22 protein-coding genes and 1 tRNA gene are annotated in these 23,689 nt (G+C 64.2%); 15 read left to right on the top strand and 8 right to left on the bottom strand.

The window, feature by feature from the left end; all coding sequences use genetic code 11:
• Positions 1–108: 108 nt before the first annotated feature.
• The 3 genes from I6F28_RS29560 to I6F28_RS29550 form a co-directional block, all read right to left on the bottom strand.
• Positions 109–906, bottom strand: coding sequence for an acyl-CoA thioesterase domain-containing protein (locus tag I6F28_RS29560; protein ID WP_225142455.1), 798 nt, complete (start codon positions 904–906; stop codon positions 109–111).
• Positions 907–1,087: 181 nt separating this feature from the next.
• Positions 1,088–2,263, bottom strand: a complete 1,176-nt coding sequence (queG, locus tag I6F28_RS29555; RefSeq protein ID WP_225142453.1) for a tRNA epoxyqueuosine(34) reductase QueG — start codon at positions 2,261–2,263, stop codon at positions 1,088–1,090.
• Positions 2,212–2,904 carry a glutathione S-transferase family protein gene (locus I6F28_RS29550; protein ID WP_036024387.1) on the bottom strand — a complete coding sequence of 231 codons (693 nt, stop codon included), beginning with the start codon at positions 2,902–2,904 and terminating at the stop codon, positions 2,212–2,214. Before I6F28_RS29550 ends, queG begins: the two co-directional genes overlap by 52 nt.
• 169 nt (positions 2,905–3,073) lie before the next feature.
• On the opposite strand from I6F28_RS29550, the gene I6F28_RS29545 reads away from it, so the two are divergent.
• The 3 genes from I6F28_RS29545 to I6F28_RS29535 all read left to right on the top strand — a co-directional run bounded on the left by I6F28_RS29545 (position 3,074) and on the right by I6F28_RS29535 (position 6,124).
• Positions 3,074–3,880 (top strand): undecaprenyl-diphosphate phosphatase, encoded by an 807-nt coding sequence (locus tag I6F28_RS29545; protein ID WP_036003355.1) that lies wholly within the window; start codon positions 3,074–3,076, stop codon positions 3,878–3,880.
• 174 nt (positions 3,881–4,054) lie between these two features.
• A complete protein-coding gene (locus I6F28_RS29540) occupies positions 4,055–5,380 on the top strand; it encodes an FAD-binding oxidoreductase (RefSeq protein WP_225142451.1) in 1,326 nt (441 codons plus the stop codon).
• Positions 5,381–5,383: 3 nt separating this feature from the next.
• Positions 5,384–6,124, top strand: a complete 741-nt coding sequence (locus tag I6F28_RS29535) for an SDR family oxidoreductase (RefSeq protein WP_225142449.1) — start codon at positions 5,384–5,386, stop codon at positions 6,122–6,124.
• Positions 6,125–6,312: 188 nt separating this feature from the next.
• Here the strand turns inward: I6F28_RS29535 and I6F28_RS29530 are convergent, their stop codons facing one another.
• Positions 6,313–7,278: a complex I NDUFA9 subunit family protein gene (locus I6F28_RS29530; protein ID WP_225142448.1), complete on the bottom strand. Its 966-nt coding sequence runs from the start codon at positions 7,276–7,278 to the stop codon at positions 6,313–6,315.
• A 151-nt stretch (positions 7,279–7,429) separates the two neighbouring features.
• Here I6F28_RS29530 and I6F28_RS29525 point away from each other — a divergent pair.
• Positions 7,430–7,516, top strand: a tRNA-Leu gene (locus I6F28_RS29525).
• 157 nt (positions 7,517–7,673) lie between these two features.
• On the opposite strand, the gene I6F28_RS29520 is transcribed toward I6F28_RS29525, so the two are convergent.
• From I6F28_RS29520 to I6F28_RS29510, 3 genes are all read right to left on the bottom strand, one after another.
• On the bottom strand, positions 7,674–8,171 hold the full coding sequence (locus I6F28_RS29520) for a lysozyme inhibitor LprI family protein (protein WP_057030568.1): 498 nt from the start codon (positions 8,169–8,171) through the stop codon (positions 7,674–7,676).
• 295 nt (positions 8,172–8,466) lie between these two features.
• The gene (locus tag I6F28_RS29515; protein WP_193760605.1) at positions 8,467–9,336 is read right to left on the bottom strand and encodes a Bug family tripartite tricarboxylate transporter substrate binding protein; all 870 of its coding nucleotides are present in this window, start codon (positions 9,334–9,336) and stop codon (positions 8,467–8,469) included.
• Between the two features lie 273 nt (positions 9,337–9,609).
• Complete coding sequence (locus I6F28_RS29510) at positions 9,610–10,875, bottom strand: MFS transporter (RefSeq protein WP_225128024.1); 1,266 nt, start codon at positions 10,873–10,875, stop codon at positions 9,610–9,612.
• 275 nt (positions 10,876–11,150) lie between these two features.
• Between I6F28_RS29510 and I6F28_RS29505 the strand changes: the two genes are divergently transcribed.
• The 11 genes from I6F28_RS29505 to I6F28_RS29455 all read left to right on the top strand — a co-directional run bounded on the left by I6F28_RS29505 (position 11,151) and on the right by I6F28_RS29455 (position 22,955).
• Positions 11,151–12,461, top strand: a complete 1,311-nt coding sequence (locus I6F28_RS29505; protein ID WP_225142446.1) for a UbiA family prenyltransferase — start codon at positions 11,151–11,153, stop codon at positions 12,459–12,461.
• Between the two features lie 208 nt (positions 12,462–12,669).
• Positions 12,670–13,284 (top strand): ribonuclease D, encoded by a 615-nt coding sequence (locus tag I6F28_RS29500; protein WP_225142444.1) that lies wholly within the window; start codon positions 12,670–12,672, stop codon positions 13,282–13,284.
• Positions 13,285–13,448: 164 nt separating this feature from the next.
• Positions 13,449–14,180, top strand: coding sequence for an LPS export ABC transporter periplasmic protein LptC (gene lptC, locus I6F28_RS29495; RefSeq protein WP_036003378.1), 732 nt, complete (start codon positions 13,449–13,451; stop codon positions 14,178–14,180).
• Positions 14,181–14,185: 5 nt separating this feature from the next.
• Positions 14,186–14,902: an LptA/OstA family protein gene (locus I6F28_RS29490; protein ID WP_036024401.1), complete on the top strand. Its 717-nt coding sequence runs from the start codon at positions 14,186–14,188 to the stop codon at positions 14,900–14,902.
• 223 nt (positions 14,903–15,125) lie between these two features.
• Entirely contained in the window at positions 15,126–16,139 is a 1,014-nt protein-coding gene (gene lptB, locus I6F28_RS29485; protein ID WP_036024403.1) for an LPS export ABC transporter ATP-binding protein, read from the top strand.
• Between the two features lie 90 nt (positions 16,140–16,229).
• Positions 16,230–17,852, top strand: a complete 1,623-nt coding sequence (rpoN, locus tag I6F28_RS29480; protein ID WP_225113825.1) for an RNA polymerase factor sigma-54 — start codon at positions 16,230–16,232, stop codon at positions 17,850–17,852.
• A gap of 81 nt (positions 17,853–17,933) precedes the next feature.
• Complete coding sequence (hpf, locus tag I6F28_RS29475) at positions 17,934–18,539, top strand: ribosome hibernation-promoting factor, HPF/YfiA family (protein WP_036009184.1); 606 nt, start codon at positions 17,934–17,936, stop codon at positions 18,537–18,539.
• A 219-nt stretch (positions 18,540–18,758) separates the two neighbouring features.
• Positions 18,759–19,220, top strand: coding sequence for a PTS IIA-like nitrogen regulatory protein PtsN (ptsN, locus tag I6F28_RS29470; protein ID WP_008141251.1), 462 nt, complete (start codon positions 18,759–18,761; stop codon positions 19,218–19,220).
• Positions 19,221–19,567: 347 nt separating this feature from the next.
• Entirely contained in the window at positions 19,568–20,851 is a 1,284-nt protein-coding gene (locus I6F28_RS29465; RefSeq protein ID WP_249782108.1) for an O-antigen ligase family protein, read from the top strand.
• A gap of 13 nt (positions 20,852–20,864) precedes the next feature.
• Complete coding sequence (locus I6F28_RS29460) at positions 20,865–21,884, top strand: glycoside hydrolase family 5 protein (RefSeq protein WP_225142440.1); 1,020 nt, start codon at positions 20,865–20,867, stop codon at positions 21,882–21,884.
• Between the two features lie 231 nt (positions 21,885–22,115).
• A complete protein-coding gene (locus tag I6F28_RS29455; protein ID WP_225142438.1) occupies positions 22,116–22,955 on the top strand; it encodes an outer membrane protein in 840 nt (279 codons plus the stop codon).
• A gap of 36 nt (positions 22,956–22,991) precedes the next feature.
• Here the strand turns inward: I6F28_RS29455 and I6F28_RS29450 are convergent, their stop codons facing one another.
• Positions 22,992–23,618: a GNAT family N-acetyltransferase gene (locus tag I6F28_RS29450; protein WP_036009173.1), complete on the bottom strand. Its 627-nt coding sequence runs from the start codon at positions 23,616–23,618 to the stop codon at positions 22,992–22,994.
• Positions 23,619–23,689 lie beyond the last annotated feature (71 nt).

Below are 23,689 nucleotides of genomic sequence, written 5' to 3'. Positions count from 1 at the left end.
CGCGAGCTATGGTGCGCAATTGCGCACCTGAGAATCCATAACCACCATCGGGAGTATGGATTCCGGGCTCACGCTTCGCGTGCCCCGGAATGACAGGTGGAAAAGTCCCTACCGCTTCGACGGATTCACCATCGGCTTGCGCTGCGCCAGCGCGGCCACGGTCGCGGTGCCGATCGGACCCTGTTCGTCATAGAGCCAGCATTCGCCGATCGCGACGCCGTCGGTGGCTTGGTGGTTCACCACCTCGAAGCCGATCCACTCTGTCACGGGCAGGCGGTGCAGATAGATCGTGACATCGCTGTTGATGTAGCCGAGCCCCTGGTCGCCGGCATTGGCAAACGGGCTCGCAAAATCGGCGCCGGTGGCGACGCGGACGAACGGCGTCATCGGGGTGCCCGCGACGAGCTCACGCACCTCGCTCATCCACAATCTGCGCGGGCCGAGCGAGCCCATATGGCCGACGATCGGGCGTGTCGCCCATTTGCCGTTCATGCCGAGCCTGGGATCGGTCGGCTTGGGGATCTCGGCCGGCTTCGGTGCGTCCCAGTTCGGCGGCGACCAGACATTGCCATCGGGATTTTGCGTCTTGCGCAGCAGCTGGCACGAGGCGCGCGCCATGCTGACCCCGCCGGAAAAGAACTCCGCTTCCACCACGCGGATGCGCATGCCGTCGCGCACCAGCCGCGTCGTCACTTCGATCGGCTTGTCGATAGTCGGCAGCCGGAACATGTCGACCGTGAGCCGCGCCGGCACGAATTCGGGCCCGGAATGGCGCTCCTCGATGACGAAGCCGAGCAGGCCGACGATGACGCGTCCGTGCAGCGATTTCGGATCCCATGGACCGTTGGCGACTTCCGTCGGATGGAATGTATCGCCGTCGCGGGTGAAGAAAGGCATGCTTGTCATGACGCGCGAGATTGCGGGAATGGGCGGGGAAATCAAGGGTGGTGAGAGCATGTGCCAGCCACAACACGAGTGTCATCGCCCGGCTTGACCGGGCGATCCAGTACTCCGCGGCAGTTGTGATTGAATCGATAGGCCGCGGCGTACTGGATTCCCCGCCCTCGCGGGGAATGACTACGGTGAGCTAGGAAGCGGCGCGCCACTCCTTGCGCACACTCTCGTCGTGCTCGTTACTGATCGCAGCACCCTTCATCGCCTCAAACTCTTCGCGCGCCAGCAACTGGCCCAGCGCCCACACCGCCGCGCCGCGCACCAGCGGACTTGCGTCATCCAACAATCGCCACGCCGCCTCAGCCAGCGCCACCTCGCCTGAGTTGCCGATCGCAATCAGCACATTGCGCACGAACCGGTCGCGGCCGATGCGCTTCACCGGCGATTTCGTGAACAGCGCACGGAATGCCGCGTCGTCCAGCCGTGCCAGCTCAGCGAGCGAGGGCGCGCGCAACTCGTCGCGCGCGGCGAGTTTTGCCTCACGCCCCTCTTGCGCAAACTTGTTCCAGGGGCAGGCGGCAAGGCAATCATCGCAGCCATAGATGCGGTTGCCGATGCTCTTGCGAAACTCGTGCGGGATCGGGCCCTTGTTCTCGATGGTCAGATACGAGATGCAGCGCCGCGCATCTAGCTTGTAGGGCGCTGGAAACGCCGCGGTCGGGCAGATGTCGAGGCAGGCTCGGCACGAGCCGCAATGATCGATCTCGGGTTCGTCGCGCGGCAGCTCCAGCGTGGTGTAGATCGCGCCGAGAAACAGCCACGAGCCGAACTCGCGCGAGACGAGATTGGTGTGCTTGCCCTGCCAGCCCAGATGCGCGGCCTGCGCCAGCGGCTTCTCCATCACTGCCGCGGTGTCGACGAACACCTTCACCTCGCTCGGCGCGGTCGCGACCAGCCAGCGCGCCAGCGCCTTCAGCCGCTTCTTGATGAGGTCGTGATAGTCGTCGCCTTGCGCATAGACCGAGATCGCCGCGCGCGCGCGCTGCTTCAGGATCGCGAGCGGATCGGAGTCGGGACCGTAATTGACGCCGAGCATGATCACGCTGCGCACATCGGCCCACAGCCCGCGCGGGTCGACGCGGCGCTCCGGCTGGTTCGCAAGCCAATCCATGTCGCCATGGCCGCCCGAGGCGATGAATTCGAGGAAGTGTTGTCCGGCTGCATCGATCGAGCCCGGCGCGGTGACGCCGATGCAGTCGAAGCCGAGCGCGTGCGCTTCGCGCGCCAGCGCCGCCTTCAGTTCAGTCGGGTCGCAGCTCAGAAATCCAGGTCCACATAGGTCCGCGACGCCGGCACGCCGGCCAGCCATTCGCTGAGGAGCGGACGGAACGACGGGCGGGATTTCACCCGCGCGTACCACGCCTTTGCTGCGTCGTCCTCGCTCCATGGCACGTCGCCCAGATAGTCGATCGCCGAAAGGTGCGCCGCGGCGGCGAGATCCGCGTAGGTGAGCCGGTCGCCGGCGAGGAAGTTGCGGGTCTGCGCCAGCCAGCCGATATAGGCCAGATGATAGCGCACATTGGCCTTCGCTGCGCGCATCACGTCGGCCGAAGGCGGCCCGCCGCCGTTCTCCTCGCTCATGAAGCGCTTGTAGATGCGCTCGGTGACGAGTGGATGCGAGACTTCCTCGAAGAACTTTTCGTTGAACCAGGCCATCAGCCGGCGCACCTCGACACGCTCGGCAAGCGTCTCCGGCATCAGGCGCTTGGGGCCCATCCCGGCCCCATAGGCCTCATCGACATATTCGGCGATGATGGCCGCGCCCGGAATCGGCGGCTGCTCGTCGTCCACCAGCACGGGCGTGGTGCCGGCCGCATTGAGCAGCAGAAACGCCTCGCGCCGCTCCCAGCTGCGCTCCTCGATCAGCTTCAGGTCGAGCCCGTATTCACCCGCGATCAGGCGAATGAAGCGCGAATGCGGACAGAACGGATGATGAAACAGCGTAAACATGAAGCCTTTGACTATGTGATGGTGCTTAAGAATCCATCAATGTTTGTGCGGCGCCACACTAGTCCTTCAAAACCTCGAAGCAAGGGCGTGATTTGGCATTTTGCGATTGCGGCATGGGGTCGAATAGGCGAGAAGAGCCCCGCTTTTCCAGCCGAAATGGACCGTAAATATGTCAGACGCTATACGGGCAGTGATCCTCGGCATCATCGAGGGCGTGACCGAGTTCCTTCCCGTATCCTCGACCGGCCACCTCCTGATCGCCGAGCGCTTCTTTCATCTCGGCGAAGGCGCGTTCTGGGATTCGTTTACGGTTCTGATCCAGCTGGGCGCGATTCTCGCGATCGTGGGGCTGTACTTCCGCAAGCTGTGGGACGTCGTGATCGGCCTGTTCACGGGCGATGCCTATGCTCGCCGCTTCGTGATCGGCGTGCTGGTCGCATTCCTGCCCGCTGTCATCGTCGGCCTCGTCGCCGGTAAGTACATCAAGCTCCTGCTGTTCAATCCGTGGGTCATCTGCTTCACACTGATCGTCGGCGGCGCCGTCCTGCTCTGGGTCGACAAGCTCGAGCTCAAGCCGCGCGAGTATGATGCCACCAGATTTCCGCTCTTGATGTATCTCTATATCGGCATCGCGCAGTGCGTGGCCATGATCCCGGGCGTGTCGCGCTCCGGCGCCAGCATCGTCGCCGCGATGTTGCTCGGAGCCGACAAGCGCGCGGCGGCGGAATTCTCGTTCTTTCTGGCGATCCCCACCATGATCGGCGCGTTCGCCTACGACTTCTACAAGAGCCGCGCCGAGATGACGATGGACCACATCAACATCGTCGCGATCGGCTTCGTGGTGTCGTTCATCACCGCGATCATCGTGGTGAAGACGTTTTTGACCTATGTCACCCGGCACGGTTTCCTGCTGTTCGCCTGGTGGCGCGTCATCGTCGGCACCCTCGGCCTGATCGCGCTGGCGCTGGGACGGTAGGCCCTGTGTCCGTAGCCCGGATGGAGCGCAGCGCATCCCGGTCCGTCATCACTTGGGGCACGATCCCGGAATACGCTGCGCTCCATCCGGGCTACGCTTTCAACGCAATATAAGCTTTTGATCGGTACTCAGTTTCGCAATGCCGGGCGGCGCGCCCGGCGCAGGAGCTGAGCCATGACCCTCGTCAGCGGCTGGGGGCGCTTCCCGGTCATCGATACCGAGATGCTGCGTCCGCGCGCGTTCGCGTCGGTTGCCGACGCCATCGTGTCCGGCACCGTGGCGCGCGGCAATGGCCGTGCCTATGGCGATGCCGCGGTCGGGACCGTCAGGACCGTGACGATGACGGGCTTCGACCGCATCAGGTGGTTCGATCCGGCGACCGGCCGAATCCGCCTCGAGGCCGGCGTGCTGCTCTCGGACCTGATCGAGACCTTCGGCCCGCGCGGCTTCCTGCCCTTCGTGCTGCCCGGCACGCGTTTCGTGTCGATTGGCGGCGCCATCGCCGCCGACGTGCACGGCAAGAATCACCATTGTGAAGGCGGCTTCGGCCGCTATGTCGACAGCATCCTGCTGCGCACGGGCGAGGGCGAATTGATCGAAGCCTCGCGCGAGCAGAACTCCGACGCATTCTTTGCGACAATCGGCGGCATGGGCCTGACCGGGGTCATCCTCGAAGCGACCTTGCGGCTGCGCAAGGTCGAAACGGGATGGATCCGCGAGCGCGTGATCTCGGCATCCGATCTCGATGCCGCGATGCGCGCGCTCGATGCAGGCGATGCCGCAACTTATTCGGTGGCCTGGATCGATTGCGCTGCCCGCGGCAAGGATCTCGGCCGCTCGCTGATCTATGTCGGGGAGCACGCCGGCAAGGACGAGCTTCCTGCCGGCGCCGCGGCGTTTCCCGTCGGCAAGCATCCCGGTCTTGGCGTGCCCATCGATTTGCCCTCGATGACGCTGAACCGCTTTGGCATCCGCGTTTTCAACGAGCTGTATTATCGCATGGGCGCGCGCCGCGCCGGCGGCAGCCATGTGGTCTCGCTCTATCCCTATTTCTTTCCGCTCGACAGCCTTGCCGACTGGAATCGCATCTACGGCAAGCGCGGCTTTCTGCAGCATCAATGCGTGATACCCGAGAACGGCGCGCGGGACGTGGTCGGCGAGATTCTGGGTCGCGTCGCGCGGCGCGGCGATGCCTCCTGCCTCGCGGTGCTGAAGAAGCTCGGCGAGGGCGAGGGCATCCTGTCGTTTCCGCTGCCCGGCTACACGCTGGCGCTGGATTTCCCTGTGCGCGGCGACATCCTGAATTTTCTCGACGAGATCGACCGTCTCGTTGTCGCGGCCGGTGGCCGGCTCTATCTTGCCAAGGATGCGCGCCAGTCGCGCGAGACGCTCGAAGCCGGCTATCCCGCCCTGCCGCGCTTCAACGCGATCCGCAAAGCGCTCGACCCCGCCGGCAACATCCGCTCCAAGCTTTCACAACGTCTGTTCGATGAGGTCTAGGCCGTGACGTCGCGCAAGTCTGTACTGGTGCTGGGCGGCTCATCCGACATCGGCCGCGCCACGGTGCGCGCCTTTGCCAAAGCGGGATACGATGTGGGGCTCGCCGGCCGCGACGTCGGCGCGCTGGAGCCTGACGCCGCCGATCTTCGCGCGCGCTACAATGTCGAGGTCGATGTTCACACATTCGACGTGCTCGACACCGCCTCGTTCGAGGGCTTCGTCGGCGGCCTGCCCGCGCTGCCCGATGTCGTCATCTCGATCGTCGGCCTGCTTGGTGTGCAAGAGCGCGCGCAGAGCGATCTCGCCCAGGCCACCGCGATCATGCGCTCCAACTACGAAGGTCCGGCGCTGATCCTCGGCCTGTTCGCGGAGAAGTTCTTGGGCCGCGGCAGCGGCACGCTGGTCGGCGTGTCCTCGGTCGCCGGCGATCGCGGCCGCGCCTCCAACTATGTCTATGGCTCGGCCAAGGCCGGCTTCTCCGCCTTCCTGTCCGGCCTGCGCGCCCGCGCCAGCCGTGGCGGCGTCCACGTCGTCACGGTCAAGCCCGGCTTCGTCCGCACCAGGATGACCGAAGGCATGAAGCTGATCGGCCCGCTCACCGTCGAAGCCCCCGTCGTCGGCGCTGCGATCCTTCGCGCCGTCGAGAGCAAGACCGACATCGTCTACGTCAGCGGCAGATGGCGCCTCGTGATGCTGATCATCAAGACGCTGCCGGAAGCGGTGTTCAAGAAGCTGAAGTTTTGAAAGTCGTGTAACAGGCCAGTCTTCGCTCCAGCGACAGTGCACCCCCTCGCCCCGTTCTTACGGGGAGAGGGTTGGGGTGAGGGGCCTCTCTCCGCACGAGCGGTCTTCGAGAGACCTGTACCCCCTCACCCGGATTGCTGCGCAATCCGACCTCTCCCCGCAAAGCGGGGCGAGGTAAAGAAGATCCCTCACACGCTCATGCGCTGGAACTGGCCCTGCGGGCGGAAGCGCCAGAGATATTGCGGGGCGATCGCTTCCAGCGAGTCGGCCTGGATGCCGAGGCCTTCCAGCGTCAGCCCGGCCGCCTTCGCCGCATCCGACACGATATTGTCGCGCTCGAGCAGCGTGACCTGGTCCGGCGTCAGCTTGAACGCGCCCGGCGCGAATTGCAGGAAGTTGGCCTGGAAGCGGGCGAGGCCGAACGTCAGCGGCACCAGCATGCGCTTGCGGTCGGTGATTTCGAGGATCGCCTCGATGATCTCGCGCATGGTCAGCACTTCCGGCCCGCCGAGCTCGTAAGTGGCGCCCGCCTTGGCTTTGCCGTCGGCAGCATCCGCGATCGCGCTGGCGACGTCGCCGACATAGACCGGCTGCATCTTGGTCTCGCCGCCGATCAGGGGCAGCACGGGCGACATCCGTGCCAGCGCGGCAAAGCGGTTGGTGAACTGGTCCTCGGGGCCGAACATCACGGACGGGCGGAAGATCGTGGCGGAGGGAACCGCGGCCAGAACCGCGGCTTCGCCGGCCGCCTTGGCCCTGGCATAGCGTGACGGCGACTGCGCATCGGCCCCGATCGCCGAGACATGCACCAGCGCGCTACCTGCGGCGGCCGCCGCCTTGGCGACGGTCTCGGCGCCCCTGGCCTGGACGGCGTCAAACGTCTGCCCGCCGCTCTCGGTGAGCACGCCGACCAGATTGATCACGACATGCGAATCACGCAGCGCCGCCTCGACCGAGGCCGGATAGCGCAGATTCGCCTGCACGGTGTGAACCTGCCCGACCCGGCCGAGCGGCTGCAGGTATCCGGCGAGTTCCGGCCGCCGCACCGCAACCCGGATCCGGTAATCCCGCTTGCACAGGGCCCGGACGACGCTGCGGCCCAAGAACCCCGATCCGCCGAAAACCGTGACGACCGTGTCCAGATTCGATGCCATGGGAGCCGTTCCTGCGGAAAAGAGTGCGCCTTGTCAGGCTTGTATCGGGCCGGTTTGCGATGCGCAATCGGCATCCCGACCCCGGCCTCACGCATGAATTGACAACGGCGTCACCGAACCGTAGTAACCGCCTCCGTGCCCCAAACGGCATGCCCAGGTGGTGGAATTGGTAGACGCGCTGGCTTCAGGTGCCAGTGGCTTAACGGCCGTGAAGGTTCGAGTCCTTTCCTGGGCACCATCCCCTGCTCAAGCGATTGAAATCGCTCATCCGCAGGACATCGAGCTGCTGACCGGTCCGCGACACCGAAGCACGGCGCTCATGGCGCCGAATGGCCGTCGTCGCCACGTCGGAAGGTGCCGGCAAGGCCGGTGACCCGAGCCCCCCCTAGGAAGCCTCAGTGCTCGTTGACCGCAGCGCCCAGCTTGATCAGGCTCAGCGAGCGGTTCGCGGTCTCGCGCAGGCGGCAGTAGCTCGCGCCGCCCCGGTACATGCCGGGGTCGACGTTGTCGAAGACCGCGCAGAGGCGATCACGCGAGGCGGCGAAAACTTTCTGCGAGTCATTGACGGCCTTGATCGCGTCGGCGAACCCGCCGGCCTGAACCTTCTTCAGCGCCTCACTGGTTTTCTGCGTCCAGACGGCGAGTTCGCGCGCCGCGCAGGCCTTCCATCTGGCGACATCGTCATTCGCGCCCTCTGCCGCCTTGATGCAGGGGTCGGCGACGAGCCCGACGCAGGCGCTGCCGAAACCGCCGGTTTTCTCCACCTTCTTCAGGCAGGCATCGATCACGGCAAGGTCGGCTGGCGCGGTGCTCTGGGCGGTGTCTTGGGCGAAAGCCATCGATGCCAGCGGGAGGCCTGCGGCGAGAATCGCGGCGGCAAGCTTGAATTTCACGGGAGATCTCCGTTCGGCGCATCGATGCAACCTTGGTCACCGGAGGCCCGGCGTGGGTTCACCCGAATGTGGAGCAGGAGCCGTTCCTCACACCACCTTCTTCCCGGTCCGCTCCGCCACCGCCTTCTGCACGTCATATCTGGAAACCATCTGGGCGGCTCCGCAACGACGACCGTGCATTTGACACGCCGGCAGACGCCCGGAGTGTCGCCATGATCCGCTCGATGTCGGCTGGGCGCCGAATACGGAGAGCCACGACGAGCAAAGCGGGCTGGGCTGCTAGGCCGCGACGCGGCTAATCCGACGGCTTGACGCCGAGATCGCCCAGGATGCGGAGCATCACGTCGCTGTCGCGCTTGAAGATCCGATTCGTCGTTTCGAAATCGGCCGGCGATGACAGGATGAAGTTGTTCAGCATCTGCTGAACTTTCGGATCGGTTCCGGCTTGGATCAGCAGCGGCGAGAGGCGATCGACGATATCCCGCGGCGTGCCGGACGGCACCGCAAACGTGGTGAAGGGACGCAGATTGTAGAAGTCGCCGACGGCGCCTTGCTCGGTCATGGTCGGCGTGTCCGGATGGGGCGGCAGACGGGTGCCGACCACGCCGATCAGGTTGCCGGTGCCGGCCTGGATGACGGGCGCGGCTGCGGCATAGCTCCCGGCGGCGCCATCAAGCGTCTGTCCGGCGACGTCATTCCACATCGGCGCCTCGCCGCGATACTGGATGACCTGAACCTTTATGCCGTATTGCTTGGCGATCGTCTCGATCAGGACGTGCGGCGTCGAGCCCACGCCGTAGGATCCCCAGTTCACGCTGCCGACTTTCTTGCAGTATTCGATGAACTCGCGCAGGTTGGTCGCACCGGTCTTCTTCGCCGCCACGACCGGACCGCCAGCGCCGATGACCATCGTCAGATAGGTAAAATCATTTTCGGGATCGTAGGGCAGGTCTCTTACCGTGACGCGGTTCTGGATCAGCGACGACGAGATCGTGCACAGGATGGTGGTGCCGTCCGGATCGGCGCGTTTCGCTTCTGCCACGCCGATGACGCCGCCGGCGCCGCCCTTGTTCTCGACGATGACCGGCTTGCCCACCTGCCGCGCCAGGAAGTCGCCGAACGCGCGCGCGATGCCGTCGGTCTGGCCGCCCGGTGGATAGGGCACGATGATCCTGATCGATTTGGACGGCCACGCGGATTGCGCCTCGGTCCTTACAGCCGGCGCGCACAAAGCGACGGCCGAACCCATCACGAATATTCGTCGTGTCAGCTTTCTCATTTCCCGCCCTTGGTCTTGTTGTTTCTTGTCGAGTCGCGAGGACCGATCGAATGAAACTAGCGAAGAACGTGGCTGCGTGACGTGCGGCACTGTGTCCGTAACAAAGCAGGTGACTTCCACCCCGCGGAAAACGAATTCGGACGGCGGCTCCTCTCCCCCTCACACCACCCGCTTTCCCGTCCGCTCCGCCACCGCCTTCTGCACGAAATACATCATCACCAGCGTGACGATCGTCGTGGTCACGACGACGTAGCCGATCCGGTCGAAATGGAGCAGCGCGCCGTCCGCGCCTTGCGCGATGATCGCGCTGGCGAGCACCGAGCCGAGCCCGCCGGACAGTTGCTGGAGCGAGGCGCTGACCGCGCTGAACGAGCCGCGCTGGCCGGGCTCCGGGATCGCCGACATCAGCGCCTGCGAGGGGATCATGCGCGAGAAGATGCCGACGAACATCAGCACGTTGACCAGAATCGCGGTCGCGAGCGAGACGTGGCCGAGATGGGTGTAGATCAGCACCATGAGGACGGTCATGGCGCAGCCGAACACGAAGGTCGGATATTTGCCGAACGCGTCGCTGGCGCGGCCGACCAGCGGTCCCGTGACGATGCTGAACAGGCCGGAGACGAGATAGATCGTCGGCAGATGCGTGATGTCGATGCCGAGATTGTGCACGGTGTAGGCGCTGGAGAACGGCATCAGCATGTAGCCGCCGGTCGCCAGCAGCGTCGTGACGGCGAAGGCGAGCGTGTAGCGCGGCTCACCGACCGTCGCGACCAGATGGCGGAACGGGTTTCTGTCCTGCTTCAGCTTCAGATGCGCGTCGACCGGCTCCATGGCAAAGGCGATGATGGCGATCGTCACGATCGACAGCACCACGATGGCGATGAAGCAGACATGCCAGCTCCAGTAATTGGCGAGAAACAGGCCGGCGGGAATGCCGAGCACCTGGCTGGCGGCGAACGCCGTCTGGATGATTCCCATCACGCGGCCGCGCATCTGCAACGAGAACAGGTCGGTGATGATGGCGAGCACGACCGCGCCGATCACGCCGCCGAACAATCCGGTCACGATCCGGCCGATCAGCAGCACATGGTAGTTCGGCGCCACCGCGCACAACAGCGTGCCGAGCGTGAAGCCGACATAGAAGAACAGCAGGAGGCGCTTGCGATCGAAACGATCGGCAAAGCCGGCGGCGAGGATGCCCGATAGTCCCGCACTGAACGCGTAGGCCGATACGGCAACGCCGAACTGCCCCGCCGTGATGCCGAGCGCGGGCATCAGGATAGCGCCGAGCGGCGACATGATGATGAAATCGAGGATGATCGTGAACTGCGTCAGCGCCAGCAGCGCGATGAGGAGCGCCTGGTAGCGCGAAAATCCGCGCGGACCCTGGTCGTCGATCGGCGCAGCGAGCGTTGGTTCGGTCATGGCACCTGATCCAGGGTGGGACCCCCGGGGAGGGAAATTGGCAGATAGGGTGGGCCGGGACGATATCCACGGCGCGCGAAGCAAAAGTTCTGACGGTACAGGAAGCTCGCGCCGGATTGTGGGATCCGGGCAACAGCGCCTCGGGCGGAAGCCGCCCCCATCTCTCCAGGTGAATTAAGCAGCCTTTAGTGAATGTTCCCATAGGGTTGGCCGTCCAATTTCCTGCTCCCCCGGCCGAATGCCGGTCATGTCACGGCAAGTCAGAGCGTTTTCGGATGGAGCAGCGTGCCTCCCAGTATGATCCTGGCCTGTCCGAGCCGTCGGCGGCCCGGACCCTCGTCATCGACCTCGAAGGCGCGCTGCTGCGTTCCGAACTGCTGATGGAGGCGCTGTTCTCCAGCCCCGGCCGCATGCTGGCGCGCTTCGGTGCGGGCGGACGGGCGGGGATGGCGGCGCTCACGGCGATCCTGGCGCGAGCCGAGATCGACTACGCCCATCTGCCTTATGATTCCGATGTGATGAACCGGGCGCTGGCGGCACGGGCGCGCGGTGAGAAGATCTATCTCGTCGCGGATCGGCTCGCCGCTCATGCCGCGGCGATCGCAGCGCATCTCGGCTTCGATGGCGTCGTCACGCACGCCGATCTCGCGGCGGGGCGCGTGCCGTTCGATTGTGCCTCCATCACGCGCATCGAAAATCGCGAGGTCCGCAGAGCCGGCCTCGCCACCTGGGTGAAGGCGCTGCGGGTCCATCAATACGCCAAGAACACGCTGGTGTTCGTGCCTGCGCTCACGGCGCATCAGCTGAACCTTTCGACACTCGGCTACGCGCTGCTCGCATTCCTGGCGTTCTCGGCCTGCGCCTCGGGCGCCTATCTGATGAACGATCTGCTCGATCTCGCCGCCGACCGGCAGCATCCGAGCAAGCGCCACCGCGCGCTCGCGGCGGGCGATTTGCCGATCTCCTCGGCGCTGTCGGCCATTCCTGCATTGTGGTTGTTCGCGCTTGCCGCCAGCCTCTGCATCTCGCCGCTGTTTCTCGGCGTGCTCGGCCTCTATCTCGCCACCACGATCGCCTATTCGCTCGTGCTCAAGCGCAAGATGCTGGTCGACATCGTCACGCTTGCCGGCCTCTACACGCTTCGCATCGTCGCCGGCGCAGTCGGCGTCGGCGTGGTGCTGTCGGAATGGCTGTTGATCTTCTCGCTGTTCGTGTTCACCTCGCTCGCCCTGATCAAGCGCTTCAGCGAGCTCAGCATGCGCGAGAGCGTGGGCCTCGCCGATCCCTCCAACCGCGACTATCGCGTCACCGACCTTAACGTCATCGCCGCGATGGCGGCGGCAAGCGCCATGAACGCGGTGACCGTGTTCTCGCTCTACGTCTCGTCCTCGGCGGTGACGCCGCTCTACAGCCGCCCCTGGATGCTGTGGCTGCTCACGCCGCTGCTGCTGTACTGGTTCGGCCGTGCGCTGATGATGGCGCATCGCCGCGAGATGCCGGACGATCCGATCCTATACGCGTTCCGGGACGGCCCCAGCCGCACCGCAGTCGCGGCGATGATCTGCATCATGCTCGCCGCGATCTGACCGACCCGTAAGATCACGGCCGCTTGCGTGACCTGTTGCGACTGGCTACATCGCGATCCATTCGACTAAAGCGCGATGCGATTAAGATGAATCGTCATCGCGCTTTAGGTTATTGATTGAGCATGATCTTTTCGGAAAACCGCTGCACACTTTTCCGGATCATGCTCTAGCCTATGATATCGACGCACCGATTCGACCCGAGGGTTTCATGACCGTACGCCTGCACCGCGGCGACCTGCCCGACCTGTCCCGCTACACCGGAGCGGTGGCGATCGACACCGAGACCATGGGGCTGAACCCGCACCGCGACCGTCTCTGTGTGGTGCAGCTCTCGCCCGGCGACGGCAGCGCCGACGTGGTGCAGATCCCCAAGGGCCACACCGACGCGCCGAACCTGAAGGCGCTGCTCGCCAATCCTGTGGTCACGAAGATATTCCACTTCGCGCGGTTCGACGTTGCGGTGCTGTACCAGACCTTCGGCGTCATGACCGGGCCGATTTATTGCACCAAGATTGCGTCCCGCCTGACCCGCACCTACACCGACCGCCACGGCCTCAAGGACCTCGTCCGCGAGGTGCTCAACATCGACCTCTCCAAGCAGCAGCAGTCCAGCGACTGGGGTTCCGACAGCCTGAGCGAGCCGCAGCTCGCCTACGCCGCCTCCGACGTGCTGCATCTGCATGCCTTGCGCGAGCGACTGGACGCCATGCTGGTGCGGGAAGGCCGCAGCCAGCTGGCGCAGGCCTGTTTCGACTTCCTGCCGACCCGCGCCCTGCTGGACCTCCAGGGCTGGGCGGAAGAGGACATTTTCGCGCACTCCTGAAGGCCCCCCGTGGCGGTTGGCCCGGGATTGCCGCCCCGTTTCGGACACTTTCGTAACGGCCTGTCGCCGGCTGCATATTTGGGCGGCGCCGGATAGAATGGGGTGCGCCCCCTCGACCGGACAAGGCGAGCGATACGTCAGGAGACAGGTAAGCAGGAACCCCGGTGAATTCGGCCCAGAACCCCACCTACGACGCCGCGCTTGCGGCGAAGTTTGCCAGCGCGGCCCGCCACAGCCGCCTGGTGCGGATTCTGCGCATCGCGGTCCCGGGTGCTGTGGTGCTGTCCATGGCTGTCATCGTCGGCGTCTCGATCTTCAATCCGTTCCGCATGCTGATGCCGAAGCTGCCGCTCGACTCCGGTAATCTGGTGGTGTCGGGCACCAAGATCACGATGGAATCGCCGCACCTCGCCGGCTACACGCCGGACCAGCGGCCCTACGAGCTCTGGGCCAAGACCGCGACGCAGGACATCACCGATCCCGATCATGTCGATCTCAATGACCTGCGTGCGAAAGTGCTGATGGAGGACAAGTCGACCCTGTTCCTCGATGCCCGCACCGGCCGCTTCGACAACAAGCAGCAGCAGCTCGATCTGCGCAAGGACATCTTGCTGCGCACCTCGACCGGCTACGAGGCGCGGCTCAATTCCGCCTTCGTCGACATGGGCAAGGGCACGGTCTCCTCGGACGAGCGCGTCGACGTCAAGCTGACCAACGGCACGCTGAGTGCGGATCGCCTGCGAATTACCGAAGGCGGCGACGTCATCCGCTTCGAGGGCAATGTGGTGATGCATCTGGACAAGCTGGATGAACCCGCCGCTGCTCAGCCTGGACCAACCGAGCCTGCGCCGACGAAGACGCGCACGCCTCAGAACAAGTCTGCCAATTCGAAGTGATTTTCATGATGAAGTTCTTCTCGCGCAACGACAACAGGCGCAGCGCGATCGTCAGCGCAGCCGCGCTTGCCTTTGGTGTCTTGATCGCATCCGGTGAAGGCCGCACGCAGAGTTCGGCGACTGCGCCCAACAACGCGCTGCAGGGCTTTACGCAAAACCGCGATCAGCCAATTCAGATCGAAGCGGCCTCGCTCGAGATGCGCGACAAGAAGAAGGAGGCGACCTTCTCCGGTAATGTGAAGGTCGTGCAGGGCGACACCACCATGACCTCGAAGACGCTGGTGGTGTTTTACGATTCGGGCGGCGGCGACAAACCGGCCGCGCCGCAGCCTGCGGCGAAAGCGACCAAGAGCGCGCCGATGCAGTCGGCGCAGCCGGGTCCGGGCGGCAGCTCCTCGATCAAGCGGCTCGAGGCGCGCGGCAATGTCGTGGTCACCCAGAAGGACCAGGTGGTGACGGGGGAGACCGCCGTGTTCGACACCAAGACCAACCTGATCACCATGTTCGGCGGGGGCTCGGGCCAAGTCGTCATGACCCAGTGCAAGAACGTCATGCGGGGCGATCGGCTGACTGTCGATATGACGACCGGCGTGTCACGTGTGGAATCCGACAGCGGCCGGGTTCAGGTCCTGCTGCCGCAGGGCTCCAGCAACGATTGCGGTTCGGGCAAGCCCGGCGGCGCGCCGCCTTTGCAGTTACCCGGTGCAAGTAAACCAAAATGAATTCAACGGCTTGGTTCTGATGCGGCCGAACCGAGGGTTGAAGCCTGCCCGGCGAGCCTGTATCTAGCGCGCAGGGCTTTCGAAGCGGGTCCGCCGCTTTTCGGGCGTGTTTCACTGGGCATGAGACATTCCTTCACCCATGCTGCGTCGGCCAATCGCTCAGGCTGGCGCGACAGATCGCGCGGATTTCGCGCAAGACGACGCCAAAGGCTAGAAGGCGGGGATGGTCGATCTCTTCAGCATGTTCCGTCGGCGCCCCGCCAAGCGCGGCCGGCCAGGATTTGCGCGTCAGGACATCACTGCGCTCGGGGACAGCGTCGGCGGCCTCGTGCCCAGTCCCGTCAGGGACACGCCGATTGCCCGCGACCAGCCCCGCGGGCCCGACCAGTTCCAAGGTGACTACACGGGCGACTACGAGGCCGACTATCAGGCCGAGCCGCGTCCGCAGGCGGTTCATCCCGTCCGAACGGCCGCCAGGTCCAACGGTGCCGGCGCGCCGCAGCTGTTGAAGCGGCCCGGCTTCCTGGCTGTGCATAGTGTGGAAAAGGCCTTCGGCAGCCGCCAGGTGGTGCGCGGCGTCAGCATCTATGTGCGTCGCGGCGAGGCCGTCGGCCTGCTCGGCCCGAACGGCGCCGGCAAGACCACCGTGTTCTACATGATCACCGGCCTGATCAAGGCCGATCGCGGCGCGATCGAGCTCGACGGCCACGACGTCACCAAGCTGCCGATGTATCAGCGCGCCCGGCTCGGCATCGGCTATCTGCCGCAGGAAGCCTCGATCTTCCGCGGCCTCACCGTCGAGCAGAACATCCGCGCCGTGCTCGAAGTGGTCGAGCCCTCGCGCAAGAAGCGCGAGCAGCAGCTCGACTCGCTGCTCGACGAGTTCAACATCACGCGCTTACGGAAATCACCGTCGATCGCGCTGTCCGGCGGCGAGCGTCGCCGCGTCGAAATCGCGCGCGCGCTGGCGACGCGGCCGAACTACATGCTGCTCGACGAGCCCTTCGCCGGCATCGACCCGATCGCGGTCGGCGACATCCAGGACCTCGTCCGCCATCTCACCAATCGCGGCATCGGCGTGCTGATTACCGACCACAATGTCCGCGAGACGCTCGGCCTCACCGACCGTGCCTATATCGTCTATGCCGGGGAAATCTTGACCGAGGGAACCCCGGATGAGATCGTTGCCGATCCGGACGTGCGCCGCCTTTACCTTGGCGAGGAATTCCGCCTCTAGCCCTTTTTTCCAATTCGTCAAGACGTGTACATCGGGCTGAGACTAGGATAAGCAAAAATCGGACCAACTTTTGGGATCGGTTCTTGCTTCATGGCGCTTACGCAGAGATTAGAGTTCCGGCAATCGCAGTCGCTGGTCATGACGCCGCAGCTGATGCAGGCGATCAAGCTGCTGCAATTGTCCAATCTCGATCTCACGACCTTCGTGGAAGAGGAGCTCGAGCGAAACCCGCTGCTGGAACGGGCCAGTGACGAGGCCCCCGCGGGCGAAGCTCCGGCCGAGGCGGCCAATTACGGCGATTCCGACGGCCAGAACGACGGTCCGGGCGAGGACGGCTTCGGCGGCAGCGCGGAAGGCTTCGAGCCGGGCCAGGAAGAATGGATGAGCAAGGATCTCGGCACCCGCGCCGAGATCGAGCAAACCCTGGACACCGGCCTCGACAACGTCTTCTCCGAGGAGCCGGCCGAGGCGGCCGCGCGCAACGCGCAGGATGCCGCGCCAACCACCTATACCGAATGGGGCGGCGGCGCCTCCGGTGACGAAGACTACAATCTCGAAGCTTTTGTCGCGGCCGAGACGACGTTGTCGGGCCATCTCGCCGAGCAGCTCTCGGTCGCCTTCACCGCGCCCGCGCAACGCATGATCGGCCAGTACCTGATCGACCTCGTCGACGAGGCCGGCTATCTGCCGCCCGATCTCGGCCAAGCCGCCGAGCGTCTCGGCGCGTCGCAAGCCGAGGTCGAAAGCGTCCTCGCCGTGCTGCAAAAATTCGATCCGCCCGGGGTCTGCGCGCGTTCCTTAAGCGAATGCCTGGCGATCCAGCTGCGCGAGCTCGACCGCTACGACCCCGCGATGCAGGCGCTGGTCGAGCATCTCGATCTGCTCGCCAAGCGCGACATCGCGGCTCTTCGCAAGATCTGCGGCGTCGACGACGAGGACATCGCCGACATGATCGGCGAGATCCGCCGCCTCAATCCCAAGCCCGGCATGAAGTTCGGCTCGGCGCGCCTGCAGACCATGGTGCCCGACGTCTATGTCCGCCCGGGTCCCGACGGCGGCTGGCATGTCGAGCTCAACAGCGACACCTTGCCGCGCGTGCTCGTCAACCAGACCTATTATTCCGAGCTGTCGAAGAAGATCGGCAAGGACGGCGACAAGTCCTATTTCACGGATGCGTTGCAGAACGCGACCTGGCTCGTGCGCGCGCTCGACCAGCGCGCCCGCACCATCCTGAAAGTGGCGACCGAGATCGTGCGCCAGCAGGACGGGTTCTTCACTCACGGTGTCGCCCATCTGCGCCCGCTCAATCTGAAGGCCGTCGCCGACGCTATCCAGATGCACGAATCCACGGTGTCGCGTGTCACCGCCAACAAATACATGGCGACCAACCGCGGCACGTTCGAGCTGAAATATTTCTTCACGGCCTCGATCGCCTCGGCCGACGGGGGCGAAGCGCATTCGGCGGAAGCGGTGCGTCACCACATCAAGCAGCTGATCGATTCGGAGGAGCCCTCCGCGATCCTGTCGGACGACACCATCGTGGAACGCTTGCGCGCCTCGGGCATTGATATTGCCCGCCGCACGGTCGCGAAGTACCGCGAAGCCATGCGCATACCTTCCTCGGTGCAACGCCGCCGCGACAAGCAGAGCGCTCTTGGTAACGTCCTCTCTACCGCCTTGTCCGATCGCTCCCGCAATCCCGAACCGGCCTGATTGCGCTGGCGCCAAATCGCGCTACTCTCGATGCCCCATCGAGACCGATCCAAGCTGGGCACCAACCAAGCGAGGCATCACATGACTCTCAGAATCTCGGGAAAGAGCATCAGCGTCGGCGAGGCGCTGCGCGGCCGCGTTGCCGACCGCACCGACGAGGTGCTGCGCAAATATTTCGACGGCAATTATTCCGGCCACATCACGCTGAGCAAGGACGGCTTCGGCTTTCGCACCGATTGCGCCCTGCATCTCGATTCGGGAATCACGCTGGAAGCCGATTCGAACGCACCGGATGCCTATGCCAGTGCCGACCAGGCGCTGGTGATGATCGAGAAGCGGCTGCGGCGCTACAAGAACCGGCTCAAGGACCGCTCCGCGCGCAAGGCCCATGCCGCCTCCGAGGCGATGGCTGCGCTCGACGCCACCAGCTATGTGCTGGAAGCGCCCGGAGAGGGCGAAGAGGAAGTCGCCGGCTACAGCCCCGTCATCATCGCGGAACAAACCACGTCGCTGAAGCGGCTCTCGGTCAGCGAAGCCGTCATGGAACTCGATCTCAGCGGGGCACCCTGCCTGGTATTCCAGCATGGCTCGTCCGGTCGGGTGAACATCATTTACCGCAGGGCGGACGGCAATGTGGGTTGGATCGACCCGCCGGGAGCCAAGGTGGACGGCCAGGGCGGTGGCTAGGCCCGCCAGCCGGCGCCCGTACCATCCCGGCCCTTAACAATGACGGGGGCAAAGCCGCACGCGGGAGTTGGCACCGGGATTGCGTTGGAGTAGAAGCCCCCCACATCTGGATCGGGGCTAAGTCCGCCTCCTGCTTCATGTTATTGACGCCGGCCGAGCTTGGTCTATCAAGCTGGCCAAATCGGAACCTGACGGTTTAATTCACCTCGGAAAGCTTCCATGCCGATTACCGATCTGGTCGCACCCGAGGCGATTCTCCCGGCATTGAAAGTCAACAGCAAGAAGCAGGCGCTGCAGGAGCTTGCGGCCAAGGCCGCTGAGCTGACCGGGCAGAACGAGCGCTCGGTGTTCGAGGTGCTGCTGCAGCGGGAGAAGCTCGGCACCACCGCGGTCGGCTATGGCGTCGCCATTCCGCACGGCAAGCTGCCCAAGCTGGAGAAGATCTTCGGCCTGTTCGCGCGGCTCGATCGTCCGATCGACTTCGAGGCGATGGACGGCCAGCCGGTCGATCTCGTCTTCCTGCTGCTGGCCCCCGAAGGCGCCGGCGCCGATCACCTCAAGGCGCTCGCCCGCATCGCCCGCCTGCTGCGCGACCAGGACATCGCCAAGAAGCTCCGCGCCTCGCGCGATGCGCAGGCGATCTATTCGGTGCTCGCGCTGCCGCCGGCAACGGCGGCGTAACCTTCCGTCTTTCCCGCCCGGCAAGGGCCCGATCGTCCCTCGCACCTGATTGTGAGGGCAGCGTCCCGTCATGCCACCTTGATCTCAAAGGTAGAAGGTAGGACAATCTTCCCGCTTGAGACGCACGGCACATTGGGCGGCGCCAACATCCGCTGAGAGCCGTTCGAAGCCGTGGACTGAGCGGACGTGACTGGGAATGGAATGACGCCGTTGCGCCTCGCGGCCGCGGCGGGAGAACGGCGCTGGGAATCAGGCCTCGACCGGCCGATGCCCACGGCAGGCGCGCGTGCGAAGGCGCCCGTGGTGCGCGGTGAGGCAAGATTTGCCGCGCGTCAGGCGGTCAGCTCATGACCAGCCTGCACGATTCCGAGGAGGACGACAGCGCGATCTGGCAAGCGCCCGGCGTCGGCGTGGAGAAGCTCGCCAGAATCGTGATGCGTGGCTCGATCACCGTCAATGTGATCGCGTCGATGGGTGTCTTCAACCCCGCGCTGCTTCCCGCAGAATGGAGCTTCGTGCAACAGGCCGTTGCGCTCCTGATGTGGGTCATCCTGATCTACGCCAGTGCGTTCGTGCGACCCTGCCTGCGCGTGCAGCCCAATCCCGATTTCATCGCGCTGGTCGCATTCTATGCTCTCGCCGCTGTTTCCGTGCTCTGGACCGGCCTCGCCACCGCGGCGATCATGAAGAGCGCGGCCCTCGTGATGACGACCTTTGGTGCGTACTGCCTGATCACGCGGATCGACATTGACGAGATCGTCGGAGCGACGGCGCTGGGGCTCTTCATCTTGGTCGCCGCCTCGGCCCTGTGCGCGGTTTTCGTGCCCGAGATCGGCGTCGATCAGAGCTGGATGCACAACGGCCAGTGGCAGGGAATCTACGAATCGAAGCAGACCCTCGGTTTCATCAGCGCCTATCTGATGTTCTTTGCCTGCTATCAGAAGATGACGGGCCAGGGCTGGACAGTTTTTCTGCTGATGTTTCTCCTGGCATCGACATGCGTCATCGCCTCGGAATCCCGTGGTGCCGGTGCCGTTGCAATTGCCGCCGGTGCACTACTCATGACCTCCCTATGGTCGATCCGCTGCATGAGGATTTACGCGGTGCTGCCGGTCGTCATGTGCATCCTGGCTGCGCTCCTGATCCTGTATTTCTATGTCACGGGCTACGATTCCATCCATCTCGGCGAATCGACCATCAATCTGACCGAGCGAACCTTCATCTGGCAGTACGCCATCGGCCATTTCGACGATGCGCCGCTGCTGGGCTTCGGCATCAACGGGTTCTGGACGCGCCCTGCCATTTACGACTACTTCAACCAGAACCACGGCTGGGTGCTGGACAATTATCATAGCGGCTACATTGCGGTGGCGATGGAAACGGGATTCCTGGGATCCGTGCTTTTCGTGGCGAGCGTCTATCTGTTCTCGGAAAAGGTCCTGTACCTGATCGCCACGCGGACGATCGACCGTCGCCACTGCGCTCTCATCATCGGATTCGTCGTCCTCAGCTTTCAATCGAATTTCACGGAGACGATGTTCCTTCGCTCGACGATGTTCACTTCGGTGCTGCTCGTCGCATTCTTCTTCGCGGTGTGCAGGCCGGTGCCACAGCAAGGCCTGCAGCAATGATGGGGCAGCCAGGATGAATGCCATCTGCGTCCGCTGGGCTGTAACTTTCGGTCTCGCAATGACGCTATCCGTGCTTGCTATCTGCTCCCCGGCAGAGGCCGCCGGACAGGCCGCGTCCGCTACCCCAAAATTGGGGCGCGGCATCAACATCCTCGGTTATGACGGCATTTGGGAGGGAGGCCGGAACGCGCCATTTCGTCTGGACAACCTCACCGCGATCAGGCGCGCCGGGTTCTCGCACGTCCGGATCAATTTCTTCGGCTTCAAGTTCATGGACCCGGAGAATGCGCTGGATGAGATCGTCATGAGGCGGCTCGATGCGGTGATCGAGGAGGTGCTCGCCCGAAATCTCATCCCCATCCTGGACGAGCACGATACCCATATCTGTCAGCACGACATCTCGGAGTGCGCCGGGAAGCTGAAAGCGTTCTGGACGCAAATCGCCGCGCGCTATGCCGGAAAATATCCGAGGCTCGTCTTCGAGGTGCTCAATGAGCCGGGCGGGCAGATGACGTCCGCCGCCTGGAACGCCCTTCTGAACGAATGTCTCGGCATCATCCGCTCCACCAACCCCCGGCGGCCGGTGATCGCCGCGGTTCTCAACGTCGACGAGCTTCCCGTCGAGGACCTGGTCCTGCCGTCAGATGACCGAAACATCATCGTCACGTTCCACTATTACGCGCCGATCCGTTTCACCCATCAGGGCGCACCGTGGTCGCCGACGTTCTCGCAAATAGGCCCGCTTGATTGGGGCACGCCGGAGGACGAACGGAAGGCGCGCGCCGATTTCGACAAGATCCGGTCCTGGTCCGAACGGGAGAAGCGTCCGATCTATCTCGGTGAGTTCGGCGTATACGAGGCCGCGCCAGCCGAAGCACGGACGAGATATCTGTCGTTCGTGGCGCGAAGCGCGGAGCGGCTCGGCTGGGCCTGGGCCTATTGGCAATTCGATCATGATTTCGCAGCCTTCGACAGCGCGCGTCAAAGCTGGAAGCCGGAGATCATGCGGGCGCTGATTCCGGCGGGGCGGTGAGGCAGGGGCGTGACCTGAACTCGGCCGCGCCGGTGCGAAGCCATCCGACGATCGGATAGTTCAGCCTGGAGCGCCGTCATCAGGCTTAAGGCGCCGTGTTGCGGCGCGTTGTGATCAAACAGTATCGAAGTACCAAATGTATCGGAGTGTTGCTCCTCGAATACAGCGCGCGGAGGCCGGCCGATGTACCTTACCGGAGATTTCTATCGCTGATTGCTTCGGGGGTGACGAATGAAACGACTGCTGCTGGCGACGTCGGCTCTGATTGTCGCAGGCTCCGCTCAAGGTGCCGATCTGGGAGCTCGTCCCTACAGGAAAGCGCCGGTTGCGGCGGCCGTGCCTTTCAGTTGGACCGGCTGCTATGTCGGGGGTCATGTCGGCGGCGGTGCGAGCCGAACGGGCTTCACGGATCCCGGCATCGGAACGGGGGCGGTCATCTCGCCTGCAATGACTATAGGCAGTGTGCCTGGTGATCGCATTGGGGTGAACGGAGACGTCGGAATTGTAGGAGGCGTTCAGGTAGGTTGCGACTACCAATTTGCCAGCAATTGGGTGCTCGGGATTGCCGGCGATTTCACGGCCACCGATCTTCACGGCACCGCCAACGATCCCTTCTTCGCCGGAAAGACCGGCGCGCCCGCCACTCTATCGAGCCGCACCGACTGGGTCGCCAGCGTCACGGGTCGGGTCGGCTACACATGGGATCGCTTGCTCGTTTATGGCAAGGGCGGCGTCGGGTTTGCGCATGACCGATACAATCTGAACAATTTCTCGTCGATTGGCGGCTTCTTTTGTCCCGGTGTGGGATTCCTCGTTTTTGAGCCCTGCAATTCAAGCGCCAGCACCGATCGTGTCGGCTGGGTGGCAGGTGCCGGTGTCGAGTGGGCCTTCGCCCCGAACTGGTCGGCCTTGGTCGAGTACACTCACTACGGCTTCGACAGCAAGCGCGTGGGATTCGCCAATCCAGCCGCCGCCACCACCGCGTTGATCGATATTCGTCAGGACATCGATATCGTGAAGGTAGGTATCAACTATCGGTTCGGCGGGTCACCCGTCGTCGCGAAGTACTGATTGATCGCTTAAGCAGACAAAGGGAGCGGCCGGGGCTCAACCTCGCGCCGCTTCCATGCGATTCACGATCCGCTGCCCGATCGGGCTCTTCAACCAGGCCTGGAAACCGGGCCGGTCCCAGATCATCCGACGCAATACCAGAAGCGATCCATCCGTATGCGATCGCACCGGTTTTTCGGGTTCGGGCTCGAGCGTCCATCCGAGCTTGGACAGATATTGAATGGTCGTCTGATTGCGCTCCAGCACGAACGCGCGGATGCGGCTCAGCTTGAGATCGTCGAACACGAACCTGAGCAGCGGAATGAAGGTGTTCACCGTCGCTCCGGCATTGCGGTGCTCCTTTTCTCCGATCACGGCGCTGACGAGCGCCTCGCTCGCCGCCGCGTTGATGTCGAGGCGGATGAAGCCGACATGGATGCGGCTGCCACGCTCGAATATCCCGAGCAGGAGCCGTTCGCGCTGATCGAAGGATTTGATGTAGTCGGCGATCTCCGCCTTGGTCATCGCGCGCGGTGACGTGTTGAGGACATGCACCGTCCAGGGATCGGACAACCAGTCCGCCCAGCGCTGCGAGGCGTCATCGCGCTTGATGGTGCGCAGAAAATAGCGCCCGGCCGGAAACCACAATTGCTGCTTGGGCAGACGTTCGACTTTCGGCGGCATGCCGCATCTAAGCAGTTTCGAGACGGACGATCAATTTGGATGGCGCTAACGTGCAGGTCTCGTGCGGCGAC

It is taken from the genome of Bradyrhizobium sp. NBAIM14 (genome assembly GCF_020193895.1).
GTDB classification, from domain to species: domain Bacteria; phylum Pseudomonadota; class Alphaproteobacteria; order Rhizobiales; family Xanthobacteraceae; genus Bradyrhizobium; species Bradyrhizobium yuanmingense.
The sequence above is the reverse complement of the archived record's forward strand: the minus strand, read 5'-3'. Positions and strand labels throughout refer to the sequence as shown.